General features: G+C 59.3%; 32 protein-coding genes and 1 tRNA gene. 11 read left to right on the top strand and 22 right to left on the bottom strand.

What is annotated here, in order from left to right; genetic code table 11:
* Positions 1-48: 48 nt before the first annotated feature.
* The 9 genes from DDE77_RS05440 to purC all read right to left on the bottom strand — a co-directional run bounded on the left by DDE77_RS05440 (position 49) and on the right by purC (position 7,561).
* A complete protein-coding gene (locus DDE77_RS05440) occupies positions 49-684 on the bottom strand; it encodes an HAD family hydrolase (protein ID WP_108396425.1) in 636 nt (211 codons plus the stop codon).
* Positions 681-1,001: a DUF6665 family protein gene (locus tag DDE77_RS05435; RefSeq protein WP_108396424.1), complete on the bottom strand. Its 321-nt coding sequence runs from the start codon at positions 999-1,001 to the stop codon at positions 681-683. The genes DDE77_RS05440 and DDE77_RS05435 overlap by 4 nt, the downstream gene beginning before the upstream one ends.
* A gap of 5 nt (positions 1,002-1,006) precedes the next feature.
* Positions 1,007-1,240, bottom strand: coding sequence for a BolA family protein (locus tag DDE77_RS05430; protein ID WP_108396423.1), 234 nt, complete (start codon positions 1,238-1,240; stop codon positions 1,007-1,009).
* An 80-nt stretch (positions 1,241-1,320) separates the two neighbouring features.
* Complete coding sequence (gene purL, locus DDE77_RS05425) at positions 1,321-3,555, bottom strand: phosphoribosylformylglycinamidine synthase subunit PurL (protein WP_108396422.1); 2,235 nt, start codon at positions 3,553-3,555, stop codon at positions 1,321-1,323.
* Positions 3,556-3,624: 69 nt separating this feature from the next.
* Positions 3,625-4,281, bottom strand: a complete 657-nt coding sequence (locus DDE77_RS05420) for a Pr6Pr family membrane protein (RefSeq protein ID WP_108396421.1) — start codon at positions 4,279-4,281, stop codon at positions 3,625-3,627.
* Complete coding sequence (gene purQ / locus DDE77_RS05415) at positions 4,281-4,949, bottom strand: phosphoribosylformylglycinamidine synthase subunit PurQ (protein WP_108396420.1); 669 nt, start codon at positions 4,947-4,949, stop codon at positions 4,281-4,283. The genes DDE77_RS05420 and purQ overlap by 1 nt, the downstream gene beginning before the upstream one ends.
* Before the next feature lie 116 nt (positions 4,950-5,065).
* A complete protein-coding gene (locus DDE77_RS05410; protein WP_108396612.1) occupies positions 5,066-6,139 on the bottom strand; it encodes an acyltransferase family protein in 1,074 nt (357 codons plus the stop codon).
* A gap of 395 nt (positions 6,140-6,534) precedes the next feature.
* Positions 6,535-6,777, bottom strand: coding sequence for a phosphoribosylformylglycinamidine synthase subunit PurS (purS, locus tag DDE77_RS05405; RefSeq protein ID WP_108396419.1), 243 nt, complete (start codon positions 6,775-6,777; stop codon positions 6,535-6,537).
* A gap of 19 nt (positions 6,778-6,796) precedes the next feature.
* Complete coding sequence (purC, locus tag DDE77_RS05400) at positions 6,797-7,561, bottom strand: phosphoribosylaminoimidazolesuccinocarboxamide synthase (RefSeq protein ID WP_108396418.1); 765 nt, start codon at positions 7,559-7,561, stop codon at positions 6,797-6,799.
* Between the two features lie 214 nt (positions 7,562-7,775).
* On the opposite strand from purC, the gene DDE77_RS05395 reads away from it, so the two are divergent.
* Complete coding sequence (locus tag DDE77_RS05395) at positions 7,776-8,099, top strand: DUF1476 domain-containing protein (protein ID WP_108396417.1); 324 nt, start codon at positions 7,776-7,778, stop codon at positions 8,097-8,099.
* A gap of 231 nt (positions 8,100-8,330) precedes the next feature.
* Here the strand turns inward: DDE77_RS05395 and DDE77_RS05390 are convergent, their stop codons facing one another.
* Genes DDE77_RS05390 through rpe form a run of 3 tightly spaced genes read right to left on the bottom strand, consistent with a single transcriptional unit; the run spans position 8,331 to position 10,924 of the window.
* Positions 8,331-8,879, bottom strand: a complete 549-nt coding sequence (locus DDE77_RS05390) for an RBBP9/YdeN family alpha/beta hydrolase (RefSeq protein WP_108396416.1) — start codon at positions 8,877-8,879, stop codon at positions 8,331-8,333.
* The gene (purB, locus tag DDE77_RS05385; protein ID WP_108396415.1) at positions 8,876-10,213 is read right to left on the bottom strand and encodes an adenylosuccinate lyase; all 1,338 of its coding nucleotides are present in this window, start codon (positions 10,211-10,213) and stop codon (positions 8,876-8,878) included. Before purB ends, DDE77_RS05390 begins: the two co-directional genes overlap by 4 nt.
* A gap of 30 nt (positions 10,214-10,243) precedes the next feature.
* Complete coding sequence (gene rpe, locus DDE77_RS05380; protein ID WP_108396414.1) at positions 10,244-10,924, bottom strand: ribulose-phosphate 3-epimerase; 681 nt, start codon at positions 10,922-10,924, stop codon at positions 10,244-10,246.
* A 185-nt stretch (positions 10,925-11,109) separates the two neighbouring features.
* Between rpe and DDE77_RS05375 the strand changes: the two genes are divergently transcribed.
* Entirely contained in the window at positions 11,110-11,844 is a 735-nt protein-coding gene (locus DDE77_RS05375; protein ID WP_245895099.1) for a cytochrome c biogenesis CcdA family protein, read from the top strand.
* Here DDE77_RS05375 and radC read toward each other — a convergent pair.
* Both radC and map read right to left on the bottom strand, forming a co-directional pair.
* Positions 11,841-12,632, bottom strand: a complete 792-nt coding sequence (gene radC, locus DDE77_RS05370; protein WP_108396412.1) for a RadC family protein — start codon at positions 12,630-12,632, stop codon at positions 11,841-11,843. The genes DDE77_RS05375 and radC overlap by 4 nt on opposite strands.
* Positions 12,632-13,462 (bottom strand): type I methionyl aminopeptidase, encoded by an 831-nt coding sequence (gene map, locus DDE77_RS05365; protein WP_108396611.1) that lies wholly within the window; start codon positions 13,460-13,462, stop codon positions 12,632-12,634. Before map ends, radC begins: the two co-directional genes overlap by 1 nt.
* 132 nt (positions 13,463-13,594) lie before the next feature.
* Between map and DDE77_RS05360 the strand changes: the two genes are divergently transcribed.
* The 5 genes from DDE77_RS05360 to DDE77_RS05340 all read left to right on the top strand — a co-directional run bounded on the left by DDE77_RS05360 (position 13,595) and on the right by DDE77_RS05340 (position 15,708).
* Positions 13,595-14,362, top strand: coding sequence for a competence/damage-inducible protein A (locus DDE77_RS05360; protein WP_108396610.1), 768 nt, complete (start codon positions 13,595-13,597; stop codon positions 14,360-14,362).
* An 80-nt stretch (positions 14,363-14,442) separates the two neighbouring features.
* Positions 14,443-14,940 carry a xanthine phosphoribosyltransferase gene (gpt, locus tag DDE77_RS05355; protein WP_108396609.1) on the top strand — a complete coding sequence of 166 codons (498 nt, stop codon included), beginning with the start codon at positions 14,443-14,445 and terminating at the stop codon, positions 14,938-14,940.
* 7 nt (positions 14,941-14,947) lie between these two features.
* Positions 14,948-15,033 (top strand) — tRNA-Leu (locus DDE77_RS05350).
* A 16-nt stretch (positions 15,034-15,049) separates the two neighbouring features.
* Entirely contained in the window at positions 15,050-15,424 is a 375-nt protein-coding gene (locus DDE77_RS05345; RefSeq protein ID WP_108396411.1) for a RidA family protein, read from the top strand.
* The gene (locus tag DDE77_RS05340; protein ID WP_108396410.1) at positions 15,424-15,708 is read left to right on the top strand and encodes an ASCH domain-containing protein; all 285 of its coding nucleotides are present in this window, start codon (positions 15,424-15,426) and stop codon (positions 15,706-15,708) included. The genes DDE77_RS05345 and DDE77_RS05340 overlap by 1 nt, the downstream gene beginning before the upstream one ends.
* 36 nt (positions 15,709-15,744) lie before the next feature.
* On the opposite strand, the gene DDE77_RS05335 is transcribed toward DDE77_RS05340, so the two are convergent.
* The gene (locus tag DDE77_RS05335) at positions 15,745-16,416 is read right to left on the bottom strand and encodes an RluA family pseudouridine synthase (RefSeq protein ID WP_108396409.1); all 672 of its coding nucleotides are present in this window, start codon (positions 16,414-16,416) and stop codon (positions 15,745-15,747) included.
* 113 nt (positions 16,417-16,529) lie between these two features.
* On the opposite strand from DDE77_RS05335, the gene DDE77_RS05330 reads away from it, so the two are divergent.
* The 3 genes from DDE77_RS05330 (at position 16,530) to DDE77_RS05320 (ending at position 18,213) form a co-directional block, all read left to right on the top strand.
* The gene (locus DDE77_RS05330) at positions 16,530-16,712 is read left to right on the top strand and encodes a CsbD family protein (RefSeq protein ID WP_108396408.1); all 183 of its coding nucleotides are present in this window, start codon (positions 16,530-16,532) and stop codon (positions 16,710-16,712) included.
* A gap of 144 nt (positions 16,713-16,856) precedes the next feature.
* On the top strand, positions 16,857-17,741 hold the full coding sequence (locus tag DDE77_RS05325; protein WP_108396407.1) for a CHAD domain-containing protein: 885 nt from the start codon (positions 16,857-16,859) through the stop codon (positions 17,739-17,741).
* A gap of 1 nt (position 17,742) precedes the next feature.
* Complete coding sequence (locus tag DDE77_RS05320; RefSeq protein WP_108396406.1) at positions 17,743-18,213, top strand: CYTH domain-containing protein; 471 nt, start codon at positions 17,743-17,745, stop codon at positions 18,211-18,213.
* A 5-nt stretch (positions 18,214-18,218) separates the two neighbouring features.
* Here the strand turns inward: DDE77_RS05320 and DDE77_RS05315 are convergent, their stop codons facing one another.
* Together DDE77_RS05315 and DDE77_RS05310 are read right to left on the bottom strand one after the other, a co-directional pair.
* Positions 18,219-18,761 (bottom strand): gluconokinase, encoded by a 543-nt coding sequence (locus DDE77_RS05315; RefSeq protein WP_108396405.1) that lies wholly within the window; start codon positions 18,759-18,761, stop codon positions 18,219-18,221.
* A gap of 2 nt (positions 18,762-18,763) precedes the next feature.
* Complete coding sequence (locus DDE77_RS05310; protein ID WP_108396404.1) at positions 18,764-19,528, bottom strand: SDR family oxidoreductase; 765 nt, start codon at positions 19,526-19,528, stop codon at positions 18,764-18,766.
* Positions 19,529-19,724: 196 nt separating this feature from the next.
* Here DDE77_RS05310 and gndA point away from each other — a divergent pair, with 196 nt between their 5' ends.
* The gene (gene gndA / locus DDE77_RS05305) at positions 19,725-21,143 is read left to right on the top strand and encodes an NADP-dependent phosphogluconate dehydrogenase (RefSeq protein ID WP_108396403.1); all 1,419 of its coding nucleotides are present in this window, start codon (positions 19,725-19,727) and stop codon (positions 21,141-21,143) included.
* Positions 21,144-21,179: 36 nt separating this feature from the next.
* On the opposite strand, the gene DDE77_RS05300 is transcribed toward gndA, so the two are convergent.
* The 5 genes from DDE77_RS05300 to DDE77_RS05280 form a co-directional block, all read right to left on the bottom strand.
* Positions 21,180-21,449, bottom strand: a complete 270-nt coding sequence (locus tag DDE77_RS05300; protein ID WP_108396402.1) for a DUF6894 family protein — start codon at positions 21,447-21,449, stop codon at positions 21,180-21,182.
* A 119-nt stretch (positions 21,450-21,568) separates the two neighbouring features.
* Entirely contained in the window at positions 21,569-22,051 is a 483-nt protein-coding gene (locus DDE77_RS05295; protein WP_108396401.1) for a GNAT family N-acetyltransferase, read from the bottom strand.
* 5 nt (positions 22,052-22,056) lie between these two features.
* Positions 22,057-23,367: a TCR/Tet family MFS transporter gene (locus DDE77_RS05290; protein ID WP_108396400.1), complete on the bottom strand. Its 1,311-nt coding sequence runs from the start codon at positions 23,365-23,367 to the stop codon at positions 22,057-22,059.
* Between the two features lie 139 nt (positions 23,368-23,506).
* Positions 23,507-24,688, bottom strand: a complete 1,182-nt coding sequence (locus DDE77_RS05285) for an FAD-dependent monooxygenase (protein WP_108396399.1) — start codon at positions 24,686-24,688, stop codon at positions 23,507-23,509.
* A gap of 9 nt (positions 24,689-24,697) precedes the next feature.
* Positions 24,698-24,943, bottom strand: a complete 246-nt coding sequence (locus DDE77_RS05280; protein ID WP_108396608.1) for a zinc-finger domain-containing protein — start codon at positions 24,941-24,943, stop codon at positions 24,698-24,700.
* Positions 24,944-24,982: the final 39 nt, after the last annotated feature.

Below are 24,982 nucleotides of genomic sequence, written 5' to 3'. Positions count from 1 at the left end.
GCATAAATAGGTCATCGCCATGGCGATGTCGAGGTCACCATCGGCAGCTCACGATGATGCGATATGCCGCCTGATCCAGGGGTGATCGGCGCAATCGGGAAGGGTGTTGAACAAGACGGCGTCCCAACCAGCCGCCTGTGCACCGGCGATCACCGCAGGCGTATCGTCGAAAAACAATGGAGGCTGTTCCTGCGGGCCTATCTTGCTGTCGACGAAGCGGAAGAACCTTAGGTCGGGTTTCCGGACGCCAATGCGGGCGGAATAGAAGATGTCCTCAAACAGATCGCAAAAGCCTAGATGGCTCCAGAGCCAGTGCGCACGCATGTGCTCCTGGTTGGTTGCAATATACAAGCGCACATCTGCTGCCATCTTCAACCGCCGGATAGCTTCGAGCAGGGGCTGGTTCAGCTCGCTGTCGCGCTTGAGCCAATAATGAAGGAAAGCCATGGGCGAATCCTTGTAGCCAAGGCCCGGCAGGCGCCGTTCCAGCGCTTCGATGATCGAGACCTGCCCGGTCACCACGCGCTTGAGGAAGATGTCGTAGATGAACTCAGACACAAAACGCTGCGGATCGACGCCCAAATCAGCGAGCAACTCACTGTCCCATCGCCGCACATAGGCTGGGTTGGCGTGCATGCCGTGGATCAACACGCCATCGACGTCAAAAATGACGGCGCGGCTCACCGCCTGGTTCTGTCGATTGCGCCAAGTCCAGCAAGCACTTCGCTTGTTATCTTGAGCTCCTGGATCACATCAGCATGCTTGCGAAAGCCGATGAGTTCACGCTGCACAAAATACTCCCAGACGACAAGGCGAGCTGCGGAAAGCGCCGCGTCACGGTCGGCTTCTGCGCTGGAGAGTGCAGCCATGGCGGCAACGACCTTGCGCTCGGCCGCACCTAGCGAAGAAGCGCGCTCGGCAACGATCTCGTGCTCGATCGCCGCCGTTCCGGCGTCCGGGCGAACGGCCCGGATCAGGTCCAGCGAGTCGCGCAGCGACATGGGAGCTACTCGGGCACACCGGTTTGCAGAGCGAGCGCGTGCAGTGCTCCGCCCATGTCGCCTTGCAAGGCTGCATAAACAATCTGATGCTGTTGCACGCGAGACTTGCCGCGGAACTGTTCCGAGATCACCGTGGCGGCCCAGTGGTCGCCATCACCGGCAAGGTCGCGGATTTCGATCGTGGCATCGGGCAGCGCGGCCTGGATGCGGCGTTCGATTTCGTTGGCTTCCATGGGCATGGCATAACTCCTGGCAAGAGGCGGCTGAGTGCGCCGACTCTTCCAAGATATGGCAGGGTACCCTGGGCTTCAAGCCAACCTTAGGCGATCACCCCATCCATATAGCTGGGGAACCAGCTTTCATGCGCTGCCTTGAGGTCTGCCACCGGCACTGGCCGCGCGGCGCCGAGGATCAGATCGGTTCCTCCGGTGGTGCCGATCCAGGGCGCAAAGACGCCAAGCTGCTCAGCTTGGTTCCACAGCGAGAGGATTTCATCGCCCTGCGGATCGAGATCAACGGTGACAAGATAGCGGCCCTGATCCTCGCCAAAATATTGCAGGATCGGATCCTGGCCGTTGAGGTCAGCAATGGTCGCGCCAATGCCGGATGCCACGGCCATCTCCCCGAGTGCCACTGCAAGGCCGCCATCGGAAAGATCGTGAACGGCGGTCGCAACGCCGTCGCGGATCAGCTTGCGTACGAAGTCGCCAGTGCGGCGCTCATGAGCAAGATCGACATGGGGCGCCGAACCATCGCGGCGGCCATGGAGATCGCGCAGGTAAATGGATTGGCCCAGATGCGTGCCGCGCTTAGGCGGAGCGCCGACGAGGAGGATCATCTGGTTCTCGGCGGCGAAGCCGATCCGTGCCATCTTGGTCCAATCGGGCAGCAGGCCAACACCGCCAATAGTCGGGGTTGGCAGAATTCCCCGGCCGTTGGTTTCGTTGTAGAGCGACACATTGCCCGAAACGATCGGGAAATCCAGCGCACGGCAGGCTTCGCCGATCCCCTTGATGGCATGCACCAGCTGGCTCATGATCTCGGGACGTTCGGGATTGCCGAAATTAAGGTTGTCGGTGGCGGCCAGTGGCTCGGCGCCCGTCGCCGTCAGATTGCGCCAGGCTTCGGCAACGGCCTGCTTGCCACCTTCATAGGGGTCGGCCTCGCAATAGCGCGGATTAACGTCCGAGGTGAATGCCAGGCCCTTGTTGGGGTGACCATCGACACGGATCACTCCGGCATCACCGCCAGGGCGCTGCATGGAATTACCCTGGATCAGAGTATCGTACTGCTCGTAGACCCAGCGGCGCGAAGCAATCTGGTGGCCGCCCATGAGCTGGAGGAGGGCGTCGGCAACATCCATCTGCGGCACGTCATCGTCCGCCAGAGCGGGAGCTGGTACGGAGGGCGTCCAGGGACGATCATATTCCGGCGCTTCGTCACCCAGTTCCTTGATGGGAAGGTTCGCCACTTCCTCGCCCTGCCAGAGAACGCGGAAGCGCAAATCGTCCGTGGTCTTGCCGACAGTGGCAAAGTCCAGCTCCCATTTTTCGAACACGGCGCGTGCTTCCGCCTCCTTCTCAGGGTGCAGCACCATGAGCATGCGCTCCTGGCTTTCACTCAGCATCATCTCGTAAGGGGTCATGTGGGTTTCGCGCACAGGCACTTTGTCGAGATCGAGTTCGATCCCGAGGTCGCCTTTGGCACCCATCTCAACGGCCGAACAGGTAAGACCCGCGGCACCCATGTCCTGGATGGCGATCACGGCACCGGTGGCCATCAGTTCAAGGCAGGCTTCAAGCAAACGCTTTTCAGTGAACGGGTCGCCAACCTGAACCGTGGGGCGCTTCTCCTCGATGTCGTCACCGAACTCGGCCGACGCCATGGTCGCGCCACCGACACCATCACGTCCGGTCTTGGCGCCGAGATAAACAACGTGGAGGCCGACACCTTCAGCTTTCGAGTAGAAGATCTTGTCGGTGTCCGCGAGGCCCGCGGCAAAGGCATTGACCAGAATGTTGCCATTATAGCGTTCGTCGAACTCGACTTCGCCACCCACGGTCGGCACGCCAAAAGCATTGCCGTAGCTACCGACGCCGGCGACAACGCCGGAAACCAGATGGCGTGTCTTTTCATGGTCAGGCGAGCCGAAGCGCAGCGCGTTCATGGCTGCAACCGGACGAGCGCCCATGGTGAACACGTCGCGCAGAATGCCGCCGACGCCGGTCGCCGCACCCTGGTAGGGTTCGATGAAGCTGGGGTGGTTGTGGGATTCCATCTTGAAGACCACTGCCTGCCCATCGCCAATATCGACGACACCTGCGTTCTCGCCTGGACCCTGGATCACGCGTGGGCCAGTGGTCGGGAGAGTCTTGAGCCACTTCTTGGACGATTTGTAGGAGCAATGCTCGTTCCACATCGCCGAGAAGATGCCCAGCTCCGTATAGGTCGGCTGGCGGCCGATCAGCGCAACGATCTTTTCGAACTCGTCGGGCTTGAGCCCATGATCGGCAACGAGTTGGGGCGTGATGGCGATGTGGTTCTGGTAGGTCATCAAGAGTCTTTTCCGTGGGGAGGCTCTGGAAAATATTCCGGTTACGTTTGGGCGTTCAGGGGCTTGTTCCTAGTCATGAACAAGGTTCCAGTTGCGCGTCAGGAAGTTGTCGAGGGCAATCACCAGGGCTGCGAGGGCGGCGAGACCCGCGGCCATGGTCACCGCTCCAACGAGCACGGCACCCAAGCCCAGTTCATCGACGTTCATGAATGGATAGGGATAGCGATGAACCCAAAGTCCCCGCATCATGACAAGGACGAAGTACACAAATGTCGGCAGGAGCATAAGGGGAAGATTGCTCCAGCGAAGCTTGCCGTGGGGCTGTCCCCCAATCCACCACAGTAGGTACAGCAGCGGCGTTACATAGTGCAGCAACTTATCGGAGAGTTCGAGCAGGCCCGTTGGAGCATAAAGGTGACGCAAGACAAAGAAAACGTAGAGGTTCACCAAAGCCATGCAGGCGACCATGGATCCACGCAGAATCGAATTGCGGAAAATGGCGAGCCTTTGGTTGGGCAGCATGTCCGAAAGATAGATCAGGACCAGAACGATATTGGTCAGGATCGTATAAAAGGAAAAGAAGCTGCCCAACGCGCCGGGAAGGTCCCGTCCCATGGCCAGCGAGACCTGCATGGAAAGGACGAACTCCAGCAGCAATCCGGCGGTGCCGGCCGCGAGGCCGAGACCGGTCAACAGCTTTCGCGGATTGACCGGCGCTCTGCGCATCAAGCAGCCTGGCCGAGCAGTCCGGAGAACAATGCCCTGCAATCGTCCCCGCCATGTGCGGACTCGATCAGGTTTTCAGGGTGAGGCATGAGGCCGAGCACGTTCTTTCGCTCGTTCAGAATGCCGGCAATGTTGTTGATCGAGCCGTTGGGGTTGGTTCCATCGGCGTAGCGGAAGGCGACCCGGCCATCACCTTCGAGGCACGCCAGCGTTTCACTATCCGCAAAGTAATTGCCGTCATGGTGCGCCACGGGGCAGCGGATGATCTGGCCCTTCGAATAGCCGCGCGTGAAAGCCGTATCCGCATTGGTGACTTCGAGCTTGACCTCGCGACAGACGAATTTAAGCGACTGATTGCGCATCAAGGCCCCGGGCAACAGGCCTGCCTCAAGCAGGATCTGGAAGCCATTGCAAACGCCAAGGACGTTCACGCCCGCTGCGGCGCGAGCGCGCACCTTGTCCATGATCGGTGAGCGAGCAGCAATTGCACCGCAGCGCAGATAATCGCCATAGGAAAAGCCGCCGGGGATGACGATTAAGTCGACATCCGGCAAGTCGGCATCCTGGTGCCAGACGATGGCAGGGGCGGTGCCGGAAATCTTGGTAAGCGCCGCGATCATGTCGCGGTCGCGATTGAGCCCGGGGAAGACGATGACGGCAGATTTCATCGACTGGTCCTCGCTATGTCAGGAGTTTCGAGACCTTTTGGTGGAGCTTGGCCGAAAAGGCAAGGGTCTTGGAGGCGGTTTCCTTGTCCTGTGATGGACGGAAAGGAAAACGAGCCTTACTCGGCAGGAATTGCGACGCTACTCGGGCGCGATCCTTTGGAGCCGGGCAGGTGAGCCCAAACGGGGCGCTCGAACAAGAACCTACCCCAACCCGTGCGCAGCACCAGCCAGTAGAGGATCAAGGGCGAGACAATCGCGACAGTCATGGTCAAGGCTGTCAGCAGGGTTGGTTCAACCAGCCCCAGCTTGATAAGGATCGTGCGCGCCACACCCATCGGCAGGACGAAAGCTACATAGACGATCAGCGATTTCGAACCCAGCCAACGCAGCCAGTTCATCCACGGCAGTCGTGTCAGGAGCGCGGCGATGACGCAAAGCGCTGCTGCGCCGGCAAGTGCGAGAATAAGGTGGATCCCGGGCAGCCCGGCAAGGCCCATAATTGGGTGAACGGCGTGCATAACGAAGCCTGGCGAAAACACCAGAGCCCCGTTAATGGCGGCCCAAATGCCGAGGGCAGTTAGCGCGGGGCCTGCATGATCTTGCGCCCAGGCCGCCAGGCGGAACAGGCGTGGGGCGAAGATGAAGCCGCAATAGAAGAACAAGAAGTAGGCACAGAACTGATCAACGAGATAGCTGCCGCTGTGTACACTGGCCATCTGCAAGACCGCGCCAGCCCCGAACACTGCCCAGACAGGAACTTTCAGATCGTACAGGACCTTGGTGGCAGCGCCGACCACCGCCAGCATGTAAATGAACCACAGCACGCCATAGGGCTGAACAACAGCCCATGCGATTTGCTCCAGCGCGCCGATGGGATTGGCAGAGAGCAGGCCGACCTTGAAGATGATGTGGATCAACGCCCAAAGCACGTAGAAATAGAAATAGTGCACGATGCGGCGGTCGGCAAAGGCGCGCCGGGGGCGATCGATGACCTGGGACAGGAACAGGCCCGAGATCAGAAAGAACTCCGGCATGCGGAATGGGGTCGCGAAAGCTATCGTCCAATGAAATGCGCCGATGCCGCCGGTATCTTCACCAACGCTGGAGGCCGCATACATCATGACGACGAGGAAGATGGAGAGGCCCTTGGCCATATCCACCCAGTCCAACCGCTTCGCCTGCTCTGCCATCGTCCACATCCCACCTGGTCTGCGGCGGAAATGCTAGCCGGTAAGCCTCTCGCGAAAGCTAACGCATTATCGGCAATGTCGCGACAAATGCAGAAGTGGTAAGCGCATCCTTATCCATTGCCTGCAAATACCTTCCGGCAGGGCGGATGAGGCGACAATGCCGAAGCCAAAAGGTCCGGGTCTATCGCTAGCAATGTCGCTCGGATCCTATCCAGCTGCCTCCATTGCTCGGGTCAACTGAATTCTTGCCGCGGTAATCAGACCGGAACCGACGCGTATGCTGCAAACAGGAGGCCGAGAGTAGCAAAAAACATCACTGACAGAGAAACGGTTTTGAGCATGGCAATATGGTCCTGCGCCTCTTCTTGGCGCGAAATAGTTATCGTCCTGAGACGTTAATTAGTGATTTCGATCGCGTAATTCTCGATCACGGTGTTCGCCAGCAGCTTTTCGCACATGCTGGCGATCTGAGAACGAGCGGATTCCTCGTCGGTTCCATCAACAACGAGGTCGAAAACCTTGCCTTGCCGAACGCTGCTGACCCCAGGAAATCCGAGGCCTTTCAGTGATCCTTCAATAGCCTGGCCCTGCGGGTCCAGCACGCCAGCCTTGAGGGTGACGGTTACACGCGCCTTCATATCGCCACTCCGAGGACGGTTATTGAACGAGGCGCGGACCAGTGGTCAGCGCATTATCGGTTTCAACAAGAATGCCGAGCCGCTGGGCAACTTCTCGGTAGTTTTCTATCAGCCCGCCAAGGTTTTCGCGGAAACGATCCTTGTCCATCTTGGTGCGGGTCTTCACGTCCCACAGACGGCAAGAGTCCGGTGAAATCTCGTCGGCCAGAACGATGCGCATGAGGTCGCCTTCATAAAGGCGGCCACATTCAATCTTGAAATCCACGAGCTGGATGCCAACGCCCATGAAGAGGCCGGTCAGGAAATCATTGACGCGGATGGCCAGGCTCATGATGTCGTCAAGTTCGGCGGGAGTAGCCCATCCGAAGGCCGTTATGTGCTCTTCACTGACCATGGGGTCGTGGAGCGCATCATCCTTGTAGCAAAACTCAATGATCGAACGTGGCAGCTGCGTGCCCGGCTCAAGGCCCAGACGCTTCACCAGCGAACCAGCCGCGAAATTGCGCACGATGATCTCGAGCGGAATGATTTCCACTTCCTTGATCAGTTGCTCGCGCATGTTGATGCGGCGGATGAAGTGGGTCGGAATGCCCAGGCCATTGAGCTTGGTGAAGACGAACTCGGAGATGCGGTTATTGAGCACGCCCTTGCCGTCAATGATCTCATGACGGGCGCCATCACCGGCCGTGGTGTCGTCCTTGAAATATTGAACCAGAGTGCCCGGCTCAGGACCCTCGAACAGGATCTTGGCCTTGCCCTCATAGATTTTACGTCGACGGTTCATTGGGAATCCGGACTGTGGAGGAGGGAAGAATTTGGCCGCTTCATGCGCCAGAACAGCCTAAAAATGCAAGCTCTTTCGATTCTTGAAGTTAAGGCGGGCATCGATCGACCAAAGGGTCGCACCTCTGGGCGGGGCGTTGATTTGGCTGGCTGAACCGCCTATGTCGTTTGCGAAGCGCCGGAAAGCGGCAGGGTTAGCCAAGCGGGAGACTTGCATGAGCCAGTTCGAGGATCGTCAGAAAGGCCAGGAGGCAAAGTTTGCCTTTGACGCAGAAAAAAAATTCAAGGCCGAAGCGCGCCGCAACAAGCTGGTTGGCATCTGGGCGGCGGAACTGATGAGTCTCACCGGCGAAGAGGCAAAGGCCTATGCCGCCGAAGTAGTTGCCGCGGACTTTGAAGAAGCTGGCGATGAGGACGTGTTCCGCAAGGTTTCCGCCGATCTTAACGCCAAGGGGCTGAACATCAGCGACGATGTGATTCGGCAGAAAATGCAGCAGCTGGTACTGGTGGCGAACGAGCAGATTGCTGCCGAAGGCTAAGCTTTCTGGTTGGTTCAGGATTTGCGAGGGAGCTGGCGTGCCGGCTCCCTTTTCATTCGTGGGAGGCTTAGGCGCCTATACTATCGGAAAAGTGTTCACCACTGTGATCACCCGGCCTGCCAGAGTGATCCATTCTCGTTGGAACATCACTGCATTGTTCCGAGCCGGGCAATGATGGTGTGATGAGGTGCGATCTGGTCGTTCTTTCGGGGGAGGAAGACCGCCCAAACATCAGATCCGTTGCATCAACCTCGTGAACATCAGCAGTCCTTCTGGCCAGGGTCCATGGCCGGACTCCACATTGATGTGGCCCGCCTCGCCCGCCTGGTGGAAGTCGGAACCCCAGCAGGTGGCAAATTCAACGGCCCGGTCGATCGCACAGAGAGGGTCGTTGGCTGATGCAACCAGCAGGGACGGGAACGGCAGTGGATCGCGCGAAATAGGGCGGAAGGCGTGCGTTTCTTCCGGCGCTGCTGCGCTGAGTTCGATATCTGGCGGTGCAACAAGGAAAGCGCCGCGCACATTGGACGGCAACTTTGAACTAGCCTGGGCAACAGCAATCACGGAAAGAGAATGAGCTACCAATACAACAGGCCGCGTTGTCAGCCGCGCCGCTTGATCGATGGTGTCGACCCAATCGGTTAGGTCAGGTTCGTTCCAATCGGCTTGCTCAACGATGGCGGCGTTGTTCATGCGCTCGGCCCAGCGGACCTGCCAGTGACCCGCCTGGGAACCACCAAGGCCCGGCAGGATCAAGATGTCACATTCGGAAAGCTTCATGCCGCGTCACCGAAAACCCGCTGAAATATCGTGTCGACATGCTTCAGGTGGTAGGCGTCATCAAACATGGCGTCGATTTGTTCATCCGACAGAGTCACTTGCGGATCCGACTTGAGGTTGGCAGCGAACTGGCCAGCCCGATCGCCGCGCATCTCCCAGACCTTCATGGCATTGCGCTGGACAGCGGCATAGCTATCCTCGCGGCTGTAACCGGCTTGAGTGAGGGCAAGCAGGACGCGCTGTGAGTTGTGCAGCCCGCCCAGCAGGTCCAAATTTTTGCGCATGTTCTCGGGATAGACGACAAGCTTGTCGATGACTCCGGTAAGGCGTGCCAGCGCGAAGTCCAGGGTGACAGTTGCGTCCGGGCCGATCATGCGCTCGACGGAGGAGTGCGAGATGTCGCGCTCGTGCCATAGCGCCACATTTTCAAGCGCTGGCGTGACCATGCCGCGAACGAGACGAGCGAGGCCAGTGAGATTCTCCGTCAGCACCGGATTGCGCTTGTGGGGCATAGCGGAGCTCCCCTTCTGGCCGGGTGAGAAGAACTCCTCAGCTTCGAGAACTTCGGTGCGCTGCAGGTGTCGGATTTCGACGGCAACGCGCTCGATAGAGGAGGCAACGACGCCGAGCGTAGCAAAGAACATGGCGTGGCGGTCGCGCGGGATCACCTGGGTTGAGACGGGCTCGATGCTCAGACCGAGCTTTTCGGCAACGTATTCCTCCACCTGCGGATCGATATTGGCGAAGGACCCGATAGCACCCGATATAGCCGCAGTGGCTATTTCAGCGCGGGCAGCGACAAGGCGGGCGCGATTGCGGGAGAATTCGGCATGAGCTTCGGCCAGCTTGACGCCAAAAGTGGTGGGCTCGGCATGAATGCCATGCGAACGTCCGATGGTGATGGTGTCCTTGTGTTCATAGGCACGGCGCTTCAGGGCCGAGAGCAGCGCATCCACATCGGAGATCAGCAGGTCAGCGGCTCGGGCCATCTGTACTGAGAGCGTGGTGTCGAGAATGTCGGACGAGGTCATGCCCTGGTGGACGAAGCGGGCATCGGGTCCGACGATCTCGCTGAGATGAGTAAGAAAGGCGATAACGTCGTGCTTGGTAGTGCGCTCGATTTCGTCGATGCGCGCGACATCGAAGGCGTAGTCGCCATGCTCCGCCTTGCGAGCGTTCATCACATCCCAGATGTTCTGGGCTGACTCCTTCGGGACAACGCCTAGCTCAGCAAGCTTGGTCGTCGCATGGGCTTCAATTTCGAACCAGATGGCAAAGCGGGTCTCGGCCGACCAGATGGAGACCATTTCGGGGCGAGAATAACGCGGGATCATGGGCTTAGGCTTTCCGGTTCAGAAATCGATTCAGACGAGACGGGTGCTTGCAGCAGTGCGAATAGCAGAGATGCGGGGCTGGTACGTGGAGGGATCGTTGCCGCTATAGACGGATGAGCCGGCGACAAGGACGTTGGCGCCGGCGTCGGCCACGGCGCGGGCATTGTCTGGGCTAATGCCGCCGTCGACTTCCAGATCGATGGGGCGATCGCCGATCAGGGCGGAAGCCTGCCGTAGCTTGGTTAGCGCCGCGGGAATGAAGCTTTGGCCACCAAAACCCGGGCTGACCGACATGACAAGGAGCAGGTCGATATCGTCAATGACATCTTCGAGAGCGGAAACAGGCGTGGCGGGATTGATTGAGACGCCGGCCTTCTTGCCTTCGGCACGTATGGCCTGCAGCGTGCGGTGAAGATGAGGACCGGCTTCGGCATGGACGGTGATGATATCAGCGCCTGCCTTGGCGAAGGCGGGAATGTAGGGATCAACGGGGGCGATCATGAGGTGTACGTCGAATGGCTTCGTCGTAAACTTGCGAACCGATGCCATAACCAGCGGGCCAAAGCTGATATTGGGCACGAAATGGCCGTCCATCACGTCGACATGGATGTAGTCGGCGCCCGCGGCATCGATCGCCGTGATCTCTTCACCCAGGCGGGAGAAATCGGCTGACAGAATCGAGGGGGCGATCCGGATGGGTCGGGTGGTCATCAGAACCTCGGCGATGGCTGATCCATGCCTTAACTCTGTGGGGGAGTGGAGACAAGGGCAGGGGGAGTGTATTGAGCATTGATGAACATGTGCCGCCGCGGGTCACAAAGCGCTGATGCGACAGGGTGCGCATTGCTTTGTGGGCCATGCGCGCTAGAACAGCAGGCAAAAGGAGCGTCGGCCTCTTGGAATTTTCGTTGCCATTGGTGTTCGGGGCAGGGGTGCTGAGTTTTCTCTCGCCCTGTGTGCTACCGCTGGTGCCGCCATATCTAACCTATATGAGCGGAGCGAGCTTCGATCAGCTGCGCGATGAGGGCACGACGGTCGGTGCGCTGCAGCGGCGCGTGGCGTTCACTTCGCTGTTTTTTATTCTGGGATTCGCTGTTGTCTTCGTTACCCTTGGCGCCACGGCGACGGCGTTTGGGCAGGCCTTCCGGCAGGCACTGCCAATCCTAACGCCGGTCGCAGGCGTGTTGATCATTGCCATGGGGCTGCATTTTATCGGTGTTTACCGGATCGGTTTGCTGGACCGGCAGATTCGTCATCAAGGCCCAGGCGTTGCGAGCGGGCCTTTGGGTGGGTTCCTGCTGGGGCTGGCATTCGCTATAGGTTGGACGCCTTGCATCGGGCCAGTGCTGGCGGCCGTTTTGTCGGTAGCAGCGAGCAAGAACACGGCGCTGGAAGGGGCGTCACTCCTGGGGCTTTATTCGCTGGGACTGGGCGTGCCGTTCTTCCTCGCGGGCATTGCTGTGGGGCCATTCCTGGCTTTCTTTCAGGGGTTCAAGCAGCACCTGCACACCGTAGAGCGCGTGATGGGCGTGCTGCTGGTCATAACAGGCGTGCTGTTTCTAACCGGGAATTTCACCCGGATTTCGTACTGGTTCCTCGAGACGTTCCCTGTGCTTGCCACCTTTGGCTAGAACAGCTTCAGGCTCCGCAGCGAGGCGTGGCCAGATTTGCCGATCACCAGGTGGTCGTGCAGCGTAATACCCAGGGACTTGCCTATGTCGGCAATCTCGCGGGTCATGCGCACATCGGCGGAGGAGGGTGATGGATCGCCAGAGGGGTGATTGTGCACCAGGATGATGGCAGTAGCGCTTAACTCCAGCGCCCTCTTGATAACCTCGCGCGGGTAGACGGGTGTATGGTCTACAGTCCCGGTCTGCTGCACCTCGTCGGCAATTAGGCGGTTCTTCTTGTCGAGAAAAAGCACGCGCAGGTTTTCTATGGAGTCGTAGGCCATCTGGGCCGTGCAATAGTCGATCAACTGGGTCCATGACGACAGGATAGGCTTGTCAAAATTGATGCCATCGCGGGCAAAGCGTGCGGCCGTCGCTTGAATCACCTTAAGCGACGTAACAGATGTAGGGCCCAAGCCTTTGATGGATTTCAGGCGCTCTGGGCTAGCCGCAAACACGGCCGAGAACGAACCGAATTCCTTGAGCAGGGCCTTGGCCAGCGGCTTGGTATCCTTGTGGGGGATTACGATGTGGAGCAGGATTTCAAGCAACTCGTAATCCTCGAAAGCTTCTCCGCCGACCTTAAGGAAACGGGCCCGTACCCGTTCCCGGTGGCCGGCATGGTCTGGCTTGGAAGTAGGGGGCGGCTCGGCAGGTGCTTCGTAGATAATTGGTGACTGCTCGCCGGTGGCGGGCAGTGCGGTAGCGATAAAAGAGGCTTCGTCGAACGTTTTGCCCCTGCTGCTCATCAGGCGGCTCGCGCCGCGAGAGGATTGAACAAGCCCCCAGGCGAGAGGGTGAAAATCTCGCAGCCAGTTTCGGTTATGCCGATGGAGTGCTCGCATTGCGAGGACAAGGTGCGATCGCGGGTGACCGCGGTCCAGCCATCCGAAAGGATTTTCACGTGAGGGCGGCCCAGATTGATCATGGGCTCGATGGTGAAGATCATGCCGGGCCTTAGCGGTACACCGCCGCCGGGAGTGCCGAAGTGGAGAATGTTAGGTTCGTCGTGGAAGAGCTTGCCCAGCCCGTGTCCCACAAAGTCCCGAACCACGCTCATGCGTTCAGCTTCGGCGATCGCCTGGATGGCGGCGCCGATATCACCTGACGTGTTACCGGGCTTGGCCATCGCTATGCCCGCCTCAATAGTTTGATAGGTGACTTCGATCAAGCGCTCTGCCTTGCGGGAGATTTCACCCACCGGATACATGCGGCTCGAATCACCGTGCCAGCCGTCCACAACGAGTGTGAGATCAATGTTGACGATGTCGCCTTCGCGAAGCGGGCGCACGTCTGGAATGCCATGGCACACGACGTGGTTGATGGACGTACAAACGGAGTGCCGGTAGCCCTTGTAGAAAATCGTTGCGGGAACGGCGCCGTTGTCCCGCGCAAATTCGTAGGCGATCTTGTCGAGCGTGGCCGTAGGTACGCCCGGTTCGACATATTCGGTCAAGATATCCAGTGCACGAGCAGTCAGCGCCCCTGCCTTGCGCATCCCCTCGAAACCCTCCTCCCCATGCAGGGGAATAACCCCGGCCGTGCGGCGGGCTTTTGCGGGGGCATCAACGAAGGTGATCATCACAGACTCCAGCTATCACGAGGCAAAATAGTCATTCAGCTGGCATATGGAAAGGCCAAGAGGCTCGCTTGACGCAAGTGTCACCGGCGGGCATTGCTGAAGCAGACCAGCCCGATGGAATCCTTTTACATGTCTGATATTCAGAGCGTCACTGCGGGCCTCGTTGTGATCGGCGACGAGATCCTGTCGGGACGGACCAAGGACGTCAATATTGGTGCAACGGCAGAATTCTGCACCGATCTCGGAATCGAACTCAGAGAAGTGCGGGTGGTGAGTGACGACACCGAGGACATCGTGGCGGCCGTTAATGCGCTGCGGGCGCGCTATACCTATGTGTTCACGACCGGCGGTATTGGCCCCACGCACGACGATATAACAGCAGATTCTGTTGCCAAGGCTTTCGGGGTCGCCTTGCCGATCAATTCGCAGGCGCGTGCAATGCTCGAGGCGCGGTGGAAGGAGACTGGGACAGAGGTCAACGAAGCGCGGCTGCGGATGGCGCGGATTCCTGAGGGTGCCGATCTGATCGTCAATAGCGTAAGTGCAGCCCCCGGCTTCCGGATCGGAAATGTGCATGTGATGGCAGGGGTTCCGATCATCATGCGCGCCATGCTTGAGGCCATTGCGCCAACCTTGAGGGGTGGCAAGAAGGTGCAGTCCGTAACGGTGAAAGCGGCTGTGGGCGAGGGAAGCGTGGGCGGACCCCTCGCGGAACTGCAGGCGCTATATCCCGATGTGAAGATGGGCAGTTATCCTCAAATGGGCAAAGGCCGCTTGATGACGGAACTGGTGCTGCGCTCGTCGGACCCAGTGCGATTGGAGGAAGCAGCGGGCAAAGTACGGGCCATGGTGGCCGCAGCACATGCCAAGGCCGGTGTGCAAGCGCCAGAAGAATGATTGGCGTTGGCGCCATGCTTTGCTAAGCAGGCGCCTTGCGGGTTCAAGCCAGCGCGCGGCGCTGGTTCAGGAGAGATGATTTGACCAGCCAGAACGAGAAGTCCTTTCCCGTGACATGGGATCAGTTTCACCGCGACAGCAGGGCGCTGGCCTGGCGGCTTGCGGGCGTTGGCCCGTTTGATGCCGTGGTGGCTATTGCACGCGGGGGGCTGGTGCCAGCCGCGATCGTAGCGCGCGAACTCAATATCCGCACGGTCGAAACAGTTTCGGTAAAAAGTTACGATCACCAGAACAAGGGCGGGATCAAGGTTCTCAAGGAGATCAGTGCGCCCGTTTTGGAAATGGCGCGCACCGGAGCAAAGGTCCTGATTGTAGATGATCTGGTAGACACGGGCTCCACGGCGCGCGTCGTTCGCGAGATGTTGCCAGGGGCGCACTTCGCCACGGTTTACGCAAAGCCCAAGGGCCGCGAAATGGTGGACACTTTCATCACCGAAGTCAGCCAGGACACCTGGATTTTCTTCCCTTGGGATCTCGACGTGGCCTATGTCGCGCCGATCTCCGGGGGCACAGACTAGAAGTTTCGCGGGCGTGGTGGAACGGTAGACACACCGGACTTAAAATCCGGAGGGGGTATCCCCGTGCGGGTTCGACTCCCGCCGCCCGCACCAGATTTGGGACAAGCAGATGATCGAGAAGATCGACGTCGGCATGGCACCGTCCTCTGCGCCAGTGAGCGACTGCGTGCGCGCCGGCAAGCAGGTGTGGCTCGTGGCAATCGCGGAAGATCCGGTCACCGGGAACATTGTTTCCGGCGACATCGAGGTGCAAACGCGCCAGACGCTGGAGAACCTCAGGCGGGCAATTACCGCGGCCGGTGGCACGATGGCCGATATCGCCCAGGTGCAGGTTTTCCTGACGGACAAGGCCGATGCTGCGGGGATGAACGCCGTTTATCGCGAGTATTTCAACGAACCTTACCCGGTCCGGGCGACGGTGATCGCCGGGTTGCTTGCCGAGGGCCTCAGGGTGGAAATGCTGGCGGCCGGAGTGATCGGCTGATGTTGTTGAAGCGCGACTTGCTGGAGCAGATCAAGGCCGGCGAAGTCGACCTCGTTTTCCGCCGCTGGAGCAAGCCGACGGTCAAAGCAGGCGGCACGCTCAAGACCAAAGTTGGCATCTTGGCGATCAAGGCGATCGACGACATGAACCCTGACGATGTGACCGAGGCGGAGGCACGAAGAGCGGGCTTTAGCGATGTGGCTGCGTTTCGCCGCTGGCTAGACACCATGAAGCCGGGACATTTGTTTCAGCGGATCGAAATCGGCTATCTGGGCGAGGCATAGAGCGCGTGCTCGTCACTATGATCTTCAATCCCGCGCCTAGAACGGCACTGGCGCGACAAACACCCTGAACTCGCCAGTACTCGGGTGTGTGAAGCCAAGCTCAGCCGCGTGAAGCTGGAGCCGATCGGCCGCGGCGAAAGCTTCGGGATCCGCATAAAACGCATCGCCCAGAATCACATGGCCGATGGCCTTCATGTGTACTCTAAGCTGGTGGGTGCGACCGGTCAGGGGGGTGAGGCGGACGCGAGTGGCATTGGGTTCCCGCTCAAGCACACTCCACTCCGTCTGCGAGGGCCGGCCATGTTCCCAATCCACGCGCTGGCGAGGCTTGTTTTCCCAATCGGTGGCGAGGGGTAAATCCACAAGCCCGCTATCCTGTTCAATGATGCCGTCAACACGGGCGATGTAGGACTTCGTCGTCTTGCGGTGCTCGAACTGAGAGCCAATACGGCCATGGGCGTGCTTGTTGAGCGCCATGACCAAAACACCCGATGTGTCCTTGTCGAGTCGATGGCACATTCCGGCCGTCGGCCATTGCTGGCGGGCGCGATATTCAAGGCAATCCCATAGGGAGGGGTCCTTGCCAGGTACGCTCAGCAATCCGCTGGGCTTATCCAGAACAAGGATATCATCGTCCACGTGAAGGACGTTGAGATAAGGATCGAGCGGGGGATGGTAGTCGACAAGGGTAGGCATGGGGCCGGGCATAAGCGGTCTCTAGCAGAGCCAGGGTTGTTTGGACAACCTCGTGACCGTTGACAGCACGGTGATGGAACGCCTGCAACGCTGGGTTGTTGTTCAGGTAACCAAGGAGGTTTCCCATGCATAAAGATGAAGCGAACGGTGCCGGCAAGCAGGTCAAGGGCGCACTCAAGGATGCGGCTGGAGGATTGACCGGCGATGAAAACATGCAGGCCGAAGGCAAGATGGACAAGACTGAAGGCAAGATGCAGCAAAAGATTGGTGAGGTTAAGGAAGGCGTGCGCGACGCGCTGAAACGCTAGTCCTTCCAAGCCGAATTCATGATGGCCGCTTCTCAGGGGCGGCCATTTTCTTGTGCGCGCGGAGAATACTGGTTTGTGACAGACAGTCGAACATAAGTGTTCAGCATGGAAAAAGGTGCCGGCCTGAGTTACGGATTTTAGTGCATGAGTTTTGGTTTCACCCACCGCAAGAATGTTCAGGCCCAGGTTCGCGCCATTGCAGGCGAGCAGATCCAAAAGGCGCTGGAGGAAGCAAGACAACCCTCTCATGAGCTCGGCAAAACCGTGCATGGCCTGCGCCGCCGGTGCAAGAAGCTACGCGGATTGGTGCGCCTAGTGCGGCCTCATCTGAAACATGCCGATCGGGAAAATGCAGCCTTCCGCGACGCGGCGGCCTCGCTTTCGCAGGCCCGCGATGCGGCCGTGATGGTGGAAACCTTTGCGACTCTGCTGGAGTTTGATCGCACAGAGGGGGGCAGCGTCATTGCCGATCCAGAAGCCCGGCGGATCACCGCGGCGCTGGGGCAAGCGGCGCAGCACTCGGATGCAGGGCGAGACGAGCAATTTGCGCAGTTCAGTTCCCTCTTTGAGGCTGCCCAGCGGCGTGTGGAGCGTTGGTCTTTCAACGGCCGAAACTTTGATGTTGTGGGCGACGGGCTGGCGCTGAACTACAAGCAGTTTTGCAAGCGATTGATTGCGGCAGAAGATGGTAGATCGCCCGAGAGCCTCCACGATTGGCGTAAGGTTGCCAAGTACCACGGCCATCATCTGAATTTGTTGCGTTCAGCCGCACCCGAAATGATCAAGGGGCGCGAAGAGGCCGTGGACGCCCTTGGCGACTTGCTGGGCGACCATCATAATCTAGCGGTGCTGGACGAGACCTTGCGCAAGCTGGGCATCGGCGTTTCTGTTTTCGATGCAATCGAAAAGCAGCAGCGGAGGATGGCGGACGCGGCATTTGTCCTGGGGCGCCAACTTGCGGCGGAACAGCCTAAGGCGCTGCACCGGCGCTTTGAGAGCTACTGGGCTTTGCTGCCGGAGAAGGGCTGAGATGGCAACAGAGATTGAGCGCAAGTTTCTGGTAACTGGAGCGGGATGGCGACCCCTTGTAGCCAGGAGGATTGCCATCAGGCAGGGCTATTTGTCTTCGAATGCCAAAGCCACTGTGCGCGTCCGCACCAAGGATGACCGGGAGGCTGTAATCACTCTAAAAGGCGCTGTTTCGGGCATGTCACGGGCCGAGTACGAGTATGACATACCGATAGAGGACGCGCGCGAGTTGCTCGCAATGGCCCAGCCGCATGTGCTGGAGAAGCATCGACATCTAGTGCCTTTTGGCGGACTGACATGGGAGGTCGATGAGTTCGGCGGACGGCACCAAGGGTTGGTGATGGCGGAAGTGGAACTTAGCCATGAAGATCAGGACGTGCAAATGCCGGATTGGATCGGCCGCGAAGTGACCGATGATGATCAGTACTATAATGCCAGCCTATCTAGAGCCGAAGGTTTCCCTCAAACCTGAGCCGATCACTGCCAGCGCTTGAAGCTTTTGAGGTGGTCGACTGCTTTGGCAACACTGGTCGTGATCTTGTCGACGCTGTCGGTAACAGGAACAACCAGGACGTTCTCCGATTGTGGGTCAGGCACTTCCAGTGTGGCGAATTGAGAGTCTAGCAGGCTTGCGGGCATGTATTCGTGCTTGCGGCGAGCGATGCGCTCGGCAATGACCTCCTTGCTACCCTGCAGATAAACAAACAGGATCGGTTCGCCCGCCTTCTCCACAAGATAGTCGCGGTAAACCCGACGCAGGGCGGAGCAGGCGCCGACGGCTACATCCTTGGGCGCGGCGGCCTTGTGCAGCGCTTCTGCCAAACTTTGAAGCCACGGCCAGCGATCTTCATCCACCAGCGGAATGCCGGCGCGCATTTTCTCCACATTGGCGGGTGGATGGTAACCGTCCCCGTCAAGGAAAGGCGCATGTAGCCGCCGTGCGACGGACTGGCCAATAGTGGACTTGCCGGACGAGCTGACGCCCATGACGATGATGATGCGAGCAGGGACCAAGGTCATTTTCAAACTACCGCTGTAAAGCCGCCATCCACATAGAGGACGTGGCCGTTGATGAAATTGGATGCAGGGGAAGCTAGGAAAACTGCGGCACCGCCAAGCTCTTCAACCTCACCCCAGCGGCCTTGTGGAGTGCGTTGTTCTACCCAATCGTTGAACTTGGGATCAGCAATCAGCGCCTTGTTGAGCTCGGTCTTGAAGTATCCCGGCGCTATGGCATTGATGTTGAGCCCGCGCGGTGCCCAATCGGCTGCCATACCCCGGGTAAGATTAGCCACTGCGGCCTTCGCGGCTCCATATGGAGCAACATTGGGCCGTGCGGCCGAGGACAGCACTGAGCAGATGTTGATGATCTTGCCATGTCCGCGGCCTATCATGCCCTTGGCTACGGCCTTGCTCACTGCAAAGGTGGATACGACGTGTGTTGAGAGCATCAGCTCGAACTTGTCGAACGCGAAATCTTCCAAGGGACCACGGATCTGTATGCCGGCATTGTTGATCAGGATATCGATCGGCCCGATCTCCTTTTCACAATGCATAACGGCATCTGTGACGCTTTCTTCGCTGGTCACATCGAAGGCAAGGGCGTGAACATCCGCCCCAGTGGCGGCGAGATCGGCAGCAGCGGCGCCGAGGGCGACTTCATCGCGGGCATTCAGGACAATCGAGGCGCCTGCACCAGCGAGGGCCGACGCCATCGCAAGGCCAAGCCCCCGGCTGGATCCCGTGACCAGGGCGCGTCTGCCGGTTAGATCGAAACTGGGCGCCATGGGGTCCTCCCTAAAGTTGGCGGACCCTAGGGGCGGGTCTGCATGGAGGCAATAGATTCTTCCATACCAGGAGCGATTTTTGGACGTTCTGCCCCAGAATCCGCCTTCCGTCTTTGGTGCAATTGTGGTCAGTTCCCCACCGCCCTGCATGCGTTGGGCGCATGGATAGACTGAAAGACCTTCGGAAGGACGCTGTATGTCGACTGCGGATATTGGCCTGATCGGGCTGGCGGTGATGGGCTCGAACCTGGCGCTCAACATTGCAGAGAAAGGCTATACGATTGCGGTCCATAACCGGTCCCCCGGTCGTATCGACGAGTTCGTCGCCGAGGCCAAGGAACAGGGGCTGGATGGCAAGACGATCGCCAAGTACGACCTCGCCGAGTTCGTGCAGGCGGTGAAGCGCCCACGCTCCATCATTATCATGGTCAAGGCTGGCGCGCCTGTCGACGCAATGATCGAGCAATTGCTGCCGCATCTTGAGCAGGGCGATGCCATTATCGAGTGCGGCAATTCGCTGTTCACCGATACGCAGCGCCGGTTCGATTATCTCGGCCCCAAGGGCATTGGTTACCTCGGTGTTGGGGTGTCGGGTGGTGAAGAAGGCGCGCGCCATGGGCCTTCCATCATGGTGGGCGGCTCCAAGGAGCAGTGGCATAATGCGGAGGCCGTGCTGACGGCTATCGCTGCCAAGTTCAATGGCGAAAGCTGCTGTGCCTATCTCGGCGAGGGTGGTGCTGGGCACTTCGTCAAGACCATCCACAATGGCATTGAATATGGCGACATGCAGATGATTGCCGAGGTCTATGGCGTCATGCGCGACGGGCTTGGCATGAGCCCCGGCGAATGCGCTGACGTGTTCAAGGAATGGAACAAGGGTCCGCTCAATTCCTACCTGATCGAAATCACCGGTCATGTGCTGGCTGCTGTCGATGACCAGACCGGCCGGCCTTTGGTGGAGCTGATCCTGGACAAGGCTGGGCAGAAGGGCACGGGTGTCTGGTCCGCCATTGCAGCACAGCAGATGGGTGTGCCGGCTACGGCCATTGAAGGCGCCGTGGCGGCTCGCTCGATCTCGGCGCGCAAGGATGAGCGCGTCGCCGCTGAAGGCATCTATGGCAAGCCGAACCGCAGCCGGACCGACGTGTCGCTTGCGGACCTTGAGAAGGCGCTGCTGGCAGGCAAGATCGTGTCCTACGCGCAGGGTTTTGCCGTGATCGCCAAGGCTTCGGAAGAAAACGGCTGGGGCCTGCCGCTGGCAACGATCGCCAAGATTTGGCGCGCCGGCTGCATTATTCGCTCGCGCTTCCTTGATCAGATGTCGGCGGCCTATGAGAAGGGCGGCAACGTCAATCTGCTGGTCGTGCCGGACTTTGTTGAACTAATGAAGGACGCGCACCCGAGCTTGCGCAAGGTTGTTGCGGCTGCTGCAACCGGCGAGTTCCCGATGATCTGCCTTTCGGCCGCGCTGAGCTATTTCGACAGCTATCGTCAGGCCCAGGGTACGGCCAATCTGATCCAGGGCCAGCGCGACTTCTTTGGCGCGCATGGCTTTGAGATCCCCGGCCGTGGCGGTGATCTGCATGGCACCTGGCCATCGACGCTGGGCAAGTAAACACAAAAGCAAAAGCCCCGCATCTGCGGGGCTTTTTTATATTTCAGCCTTGGCCGATTCGCCTTCGGTAACTTCTAGGTGTTCATCCTCCGGCGAAGCAACATAGGGAACGCGGGCAACAACAACGCGACCCTCGTCCTCGATCTCAAACACGCCTTCAGTTGGTTCATCGGCGAGAGCGGCGGCAGCGTGAGCCGCAAAGCTTGCTTCCTCGATGGCGTTATTCAGCGACGGCAATTTGAGGCCGTCGATGTCGATCTCGTGCTCGCCAGTCTTGGTGGTGTGATTAAAGAAAAAGCGTGGCATTTCCTAGCTCCTATCCTTCTGGGAACTAGGGAAGACTCGGTTTGTTCCGCGGGCGTTGTTCACGAATGCGAAGGCTGGGAGCTGCGTCGGCGTGGCTAAGGCAACACCTCTGGCCTTTCTCAGAGCTCGCGAAACATGACGTAGCTGTCCACAAACCCGTGCACGGGGTGATTGAAAGCGCTTGGCAGCGTTCCCACGATGGCAAAGCCAAGTGACTGCCACAGGCGAACAGCCCGCTCGTTGGTCGAGACGACGTGGTTGAACTGCATGGCACGAAAACCATGTACGCGGGCGCTCTCAAGGGAGTGCTGGCACATGGCGCGGGCTACACCCTTGCCTTGAGCCGCAGGCGCTGTCATGTAACCGCAATTGGCGACATGGGCTCCTGGACCGAGCTGGTTGGGCTTGAGGTAATAGGTGCCGAGCACGGCGCCGTTCTCTTGGGCGACAAACACTTGGTGAGCGGGGCTGAACCAATAGTCCCGCGCCTGCTCGTCAGTGAAGTCGCTCGGCATGGCATAAGTTTCGCCTGCCTGCAGCACTGGCGCTACAATACCGACCACCGCATTCTGATCAGCCTCTTGGGCAAGACGAATCTGCATACTGGCTATTGGTCCTCAAGCGGGGGCGTTCGCACTTGGCCAGGCGGCGCCATTTCGGGGACCACGGGGTGGTTTGCAATACTGGGACGATGGCTCAGCTCGAAGCGCCATGCAGCAATTCCAAAAAGGATCAAGGACACAAGAACAGCGATTCCGCTCGCGATAAACGGGGCGCCGGGGAAGTAGTGGCCGGATTCGGGTGCGCTGGTATAATAGGAAAAAATCTGCGTCGCAGCGAGGGGGCCGATGATTGTCGCAAGGGAACTGGCGGCATTGACCGCCCCCTGTAGTTCGCCCTGAGAATTGTCTGGCACCTGCCGGGACAGCACGCCGTTGATGGCAGGCGGGGCGAGCCCGCTGATCGTCCCGACGGCGATAAACAGGTACAACTGATAGACGTCGGCGGAAAAAGCCATACCCATAAAGGCGATTGCCGCTGCCAGGAGGCCGACAATCCCAACCGCTGGTTCGCCGAGGCGCTTGGAAAGAGGCGCCGCCAGTACGGCCTGGCTGATCGCGAAGCCGATTCCGAAAGCGCCCAGTGTTCGGCCAATCGAGGATGAAGTGAAGTTGAAAACGTCCACCGCAAAATAGGGGAATACGTTTGGCAGCGCCTGAGTGGTCAGTTGCAGGAAGAAGAGGACCGCTAGTAGCCAAAGCACTGCCGGGTATTTGCGAAGGGAGACAATGGCGCCGAACGGATTGGCGCGGCGGATGTCGAACTTGCGACGCGACGCTTTTGGAAGGCTCTCGGGCAGTACCAGTAGGCCAAAAAGGAAATTGGCGAAGGCCAGACCCGCTGCCGCATAAAACGGAACCCGGGGACCAATTTCACCAAGTTCGCCGCCGACAACGGGGCCGATAATGAAGCCCAAACCGAAGGCGGCGCCGATCAGGCCAAAACGGTGCGTTCGTTTATGGGGCGGGGTGATGTCGGCCATATAGGCGGTTGCCGTCGCCAGCGCTGCCCCCGCAATGCCTGCAATCACGCGGCCGATGAACAAATACCAGACCACGGGCGCAATCGACATCATGAGGTAATCGAATGTGAGCCCCAGCAGCGAGCACAGCAGCACTGGGCGCCGGCCGAACCGGTCCGACAAATTGCCGAGCACGGGGGAGAACACAAACTGCATGAAGGCGTATGTGAAGACGAGATAGCCGCCGATCACGGCAGCGTTTGCCACGCCCCCACCGGTCAGTTCCTCCAGCAGCTCAGGAAGAACCGGCACAATGATGCCAACGCCGATCATGTCCAGCAGGATCGTCACCAAGATGCAGGTAAGTGTCAGGCGTGAGCGGGTCGAAGCTTGCATGCTTGGGCGCTAATCTCGCTTTATCCGAATGCGTCTCGGAATGTGCCGCGCAGTTGACACAGGCAGGACTACCAACGCAAGAGTGAACCGGGAGCCAAGGTTCCACACTTGTTTGATGTTCCGGTGGATAAACGGGCGGTCAAGGCACCACTCCCGCGTCGTGGGCATAGAGCCAACTGAGGCGGCGGATATGGCCTTGGCTGCCCTGCAGCGAGATTGCGAGGTCGCGAGCGAGGCGGAATGGGCCTTCCATGTGAAAGATGTGTCCGTTCATCTCGGATATCCGTCGAACGCGATTGACGCGGCTCTGCCGGATATCCTGATAGCGCGCGAAGGCCTCAGCGGCGCTTCCATGCCGTACCAGAAGAGGTGCAAGTACGGCCGCATCTTCAATGCCCATTGCGGCGCCCTGAGCCTGAAACGGCACCATGGCGTGCGCGGCATCGCCCGCAAGGCCGATATTGCCCTTGAACCAGGCGGAAGCGGCTACCGTATAAAGCGGCCAAGCCGTCCATGTGTTTTCGGCAGCGGCCAGCAGCGCCGCAATGTGCGTGCTCTTGTGCACCGATCTTGGGAGGACCGGCTCAGACAGGGGCTCCGCACCTGTGTTCTTCAAGAACATCACCAGATTGACCTGTTGCCGGTGTGGGAGCGGATAGCACACAAGATGGAAGCCGGGTCCAAACAGTACGGACACCCGATCGAGCGCTAGATGGCCCTCTATGCTGCTCCAGGGCAGCAAGGTTCTCCAGGCGGTGCGACCCTGACGACGTGCCTGGCGCCCTTGCAGCAGAGTTCGGCGGGTGAGGGAATGAACACCATCGGCGCCGATCAATGCGTCGGCCCGGCCGGTGCGGGATTGACCATCGGCTTCGGCCACCGAAACAGTTACGCCGCGCTCGTCGGAGAATGCGCCCCAACTGCCGACACCAAAGATCATGTTTATGTTGGCAAAACGCCGGGCGGCCTTAAAGAGCACATCGGCAAGATCAGCTCGATGCATGACGGCGTAGGGTGAGCCAAAACGCTCGCGCATGATGCTGCCGAGTTCAAGAGTGACCAGTGGAGCAGGCCGGCGGAATGGGTATATGTCGATCCCTGTGGGTTCGATGCTACGCGCCGATATCGCATCATCCAGCCCGAGCCTATTCAGAAGCAGCCGGGCGTTAGGGCTGATCTGAAGCCCTGCACCAAATTCGGAGAGGCTTTGGCTTCGTTCAAGCACAACCACGCTGGCGCCGAACTTCGCCAGGGAAAGCGCAAGCGTCAGGCCAGTGATGCCCGCGCCAGCGATGTAGAAAATCTTGCCGTCGCCCGGCATGAGCCGACGCTAGGCAGCGTCGGATTGGAACATCGCCGAGGGCGGGTTTGACGCGCCGGGCGAAAGACGCGAGCTATAGATGTAATGGGTCGAGCAATAAGGGCAGACGATTTCGTTGTCTTTGCCCATGTCGAGATAGATATGGGGATGATCAAACGGGGGTAGGGCGCCGACACACTGGAATTCCTTTGATCCCACTTCGATTTGGCGCAGGCCTTCGGTGTTGTGAAAATGGGGCGTGGAATTGTTTGCCATGGCGATGACCTGATGCCGTGTTTTGCGTTGGCCGGACCA

Source organism: Devosia submarina (genome assembly GCF_003056345.1).
In the GTDB taxonomy this organism is placed as follows: Bacteria; Pseudomonadota; Alphaproteobacteria; order Rhizobiales; family Devosiaceae; genus Devosia; species Devosia submarina.
The sequence above is the reverse complement of the archived record's forward strand: the minus strand, read 5'-3'. Positions and strand labels throughout refer to the sequence as shown.

Coding starts and splice junctions, on each gene's coding strand:
- DDE77_RS05435 (WP_108396424.1), bottom strand. CDS start 1,001: ATGTCGCTGCGCGACTCGCTGGACCTGATCCGGGCCGTTCGCCCGGAC.
- DDE77_RS05430 (WP_108396423.1), bottom strand. CDS start 1,240: ATGCCCATGGAAGCCAACGAAATCGAACGCCGCATCCAGGCCGCGCTG.
- purL (WP_108396422.1), bottom strand. CDS start 3,555: ATGACCTACCAGAACCACATCGCCATCACGCCCCAACTCGTTGCCGAT.
- DDE77_RS05420 (WP_108396421.1), bottom strand. CDS start 4,281: ATGCGCAGAGCGCCGGTCAATCCGCGAAAGCTGTTGACCGGTCTCGGC.
- purQ (WP_108396420.1), bottom strand. CDS start 4,949: ATGAAATCTGCCGTCATCGTCTTCCCCGGGCTCAATCGCGACCGCGAC.
- DDE77_RS05410 (WP_108396612.1), bottom strand. CDS start 6,139: ATGGCAGAGCAGGCGAAGCGGTTGGACTGGGTGGATATGGCCAAGGGC.
- purS (WP_108396419.1), bottom strand. CDS start 6,777: ATGAAGGCGCGTGTAACCGTCACCCTCAAGGCTGGCGTGCTGGACCCG.
- purC (WP_108396418.1), bottom strand. CDS start 7,561: ATGAACCGTCGACGTAAAATCTATGAGGGCAAGGCCAAGATCCTGTTC.
- DDE77_RS05395 (WP_108396417.1), top strand. CDS start 7,776: ATGAGCCAGTTCGAGGATCGTCAGAAAGGCCAGGAGGCAAAGTTTGCC.
- DDE77_RS05390 (WP_108396416.1), bottom strand. CDS start 8,879: ATGAAGCTTTCCGAATGTGACATCTTGATCCTGCCGGGCCTTGGTGGT.
- purB (WP_108396415.1), bottom strand. CDS start 10,213: ATGATCCCGCGTTATTCTCGCCCCGAAATGGTCTCCATCTGGTCGGCC.
- rpe (WP_108396414.1), bottom strand. CDS start 10,924: ATGACCACCCGACCCATCCGGATCGCCCCCTCGATTCTGTCAGCCGAT.
- radC (WP_108396412.1), bottom strand. CDS start 12,632: ATGAGCAGCAGGGGCAAAACGTTCGACGAAGCCTCTTTTATCGCTACC.
- DDE77_RS05360 (WP_108396610.1), top strand. CDS start 13,595: ATGTCTGATATTCAGAGCGTCACTGCGGGCCTCGTTGTGATCGGCGAC.
- DDE77_RS05345 (WP_108396411.1), top strand. CDS start 15,050: ATGATCGAGAAGATCGACGTCGGCATGGCACCGTCCTCTGCGCCAGTG.
- DDE77_RS05340 (WP_108396410.1), top strand. CDS start 15,424: ATGTTGTTGAAGCGCGACTTGCTGGAGCAGATCAAGGCCGGCGAAGTC.
- DDE77_RS05335 (WP_108396409.1), bottom strand. CDS start 16,416: ATGCCCGGCCCCATGCCTACCCTTGTCGACTACCATCCCCCGCTCGAT.
- DDE77_RS05330 (WP_108396408.1), top strand. CDS start 16,530: ATGCATAAAGATGAAGCGAACGGTGCCGGCAAGCAGGTCAAGGGCGCA.
- DDE77_RS05325 (WP_108396407.1), top strand. CDS start 16,857: ATGAGTTTTGGTTTCACCCACCGCAAGAATGTTCAGGCCCAGGTTCGC.
- DDE77_RS05320 (WP_108396406.1), top strand. CDS start 17,743: ATGGCAACAGAGATTGAGCGCAAGTTTCTGGTAACTGGAGCGGGATGG.
- DDE77_RS05315 (WP_108396405.1), bottom strand. CDS start 18,761: ATGACCTTGGTCCCTGCTCGCATCATCATCGTCATGGGCGTCAGCTCG.
- DDE77_RS05310 (WP_108396404.1), bottom strand. CDS start 19,528: ATGGCGCCCAGTTTCGATCTAACCGGCAGACGCGCCCTGGTCACGGGA.
- gndA (WP_108396403.1), top strand. CDS start 19,725: ATGTCGACTGCGGATATTGGCCTGATCGGGCTGGCGGTGATGGGCTCG.
- DDE77_RS05300 (WP_108396402.1), bottom strand. CDS start 21,449: ATGCCACGCTTTTTCTTTAATCACACCACCAAGACTGGCGAGCACGAG.
- DDE77_RS05295 (WP_108396401.1), bottom strand. CDS start 22,051: ATGCAGATTCGTCTTGCCCAAGAGGCTGATCAGAATGCGGTGGTCGGT.
- DDE77_RS05290 (WP_108396400.1), bottom strand. CDS start 23,367: ATGCAAGCTTCGACCCGCTCACGCCTGACACTTACCTGCATCTTGGTG.
- DDE77_RS05285 (WP_108396399.1), bottom strand. CDS start 24,688: ATGCCGGGCGACGGCAAGATTTTCTACATCGCTGGCGCGGGCATCACT.
- DDE77_RS05280 (WP_108396608.1), bottom strand. CDS start 24,943: ATGGCAAACAATTCCACGCCCCATTTTCACAACACCGAAGGCCTGCGC.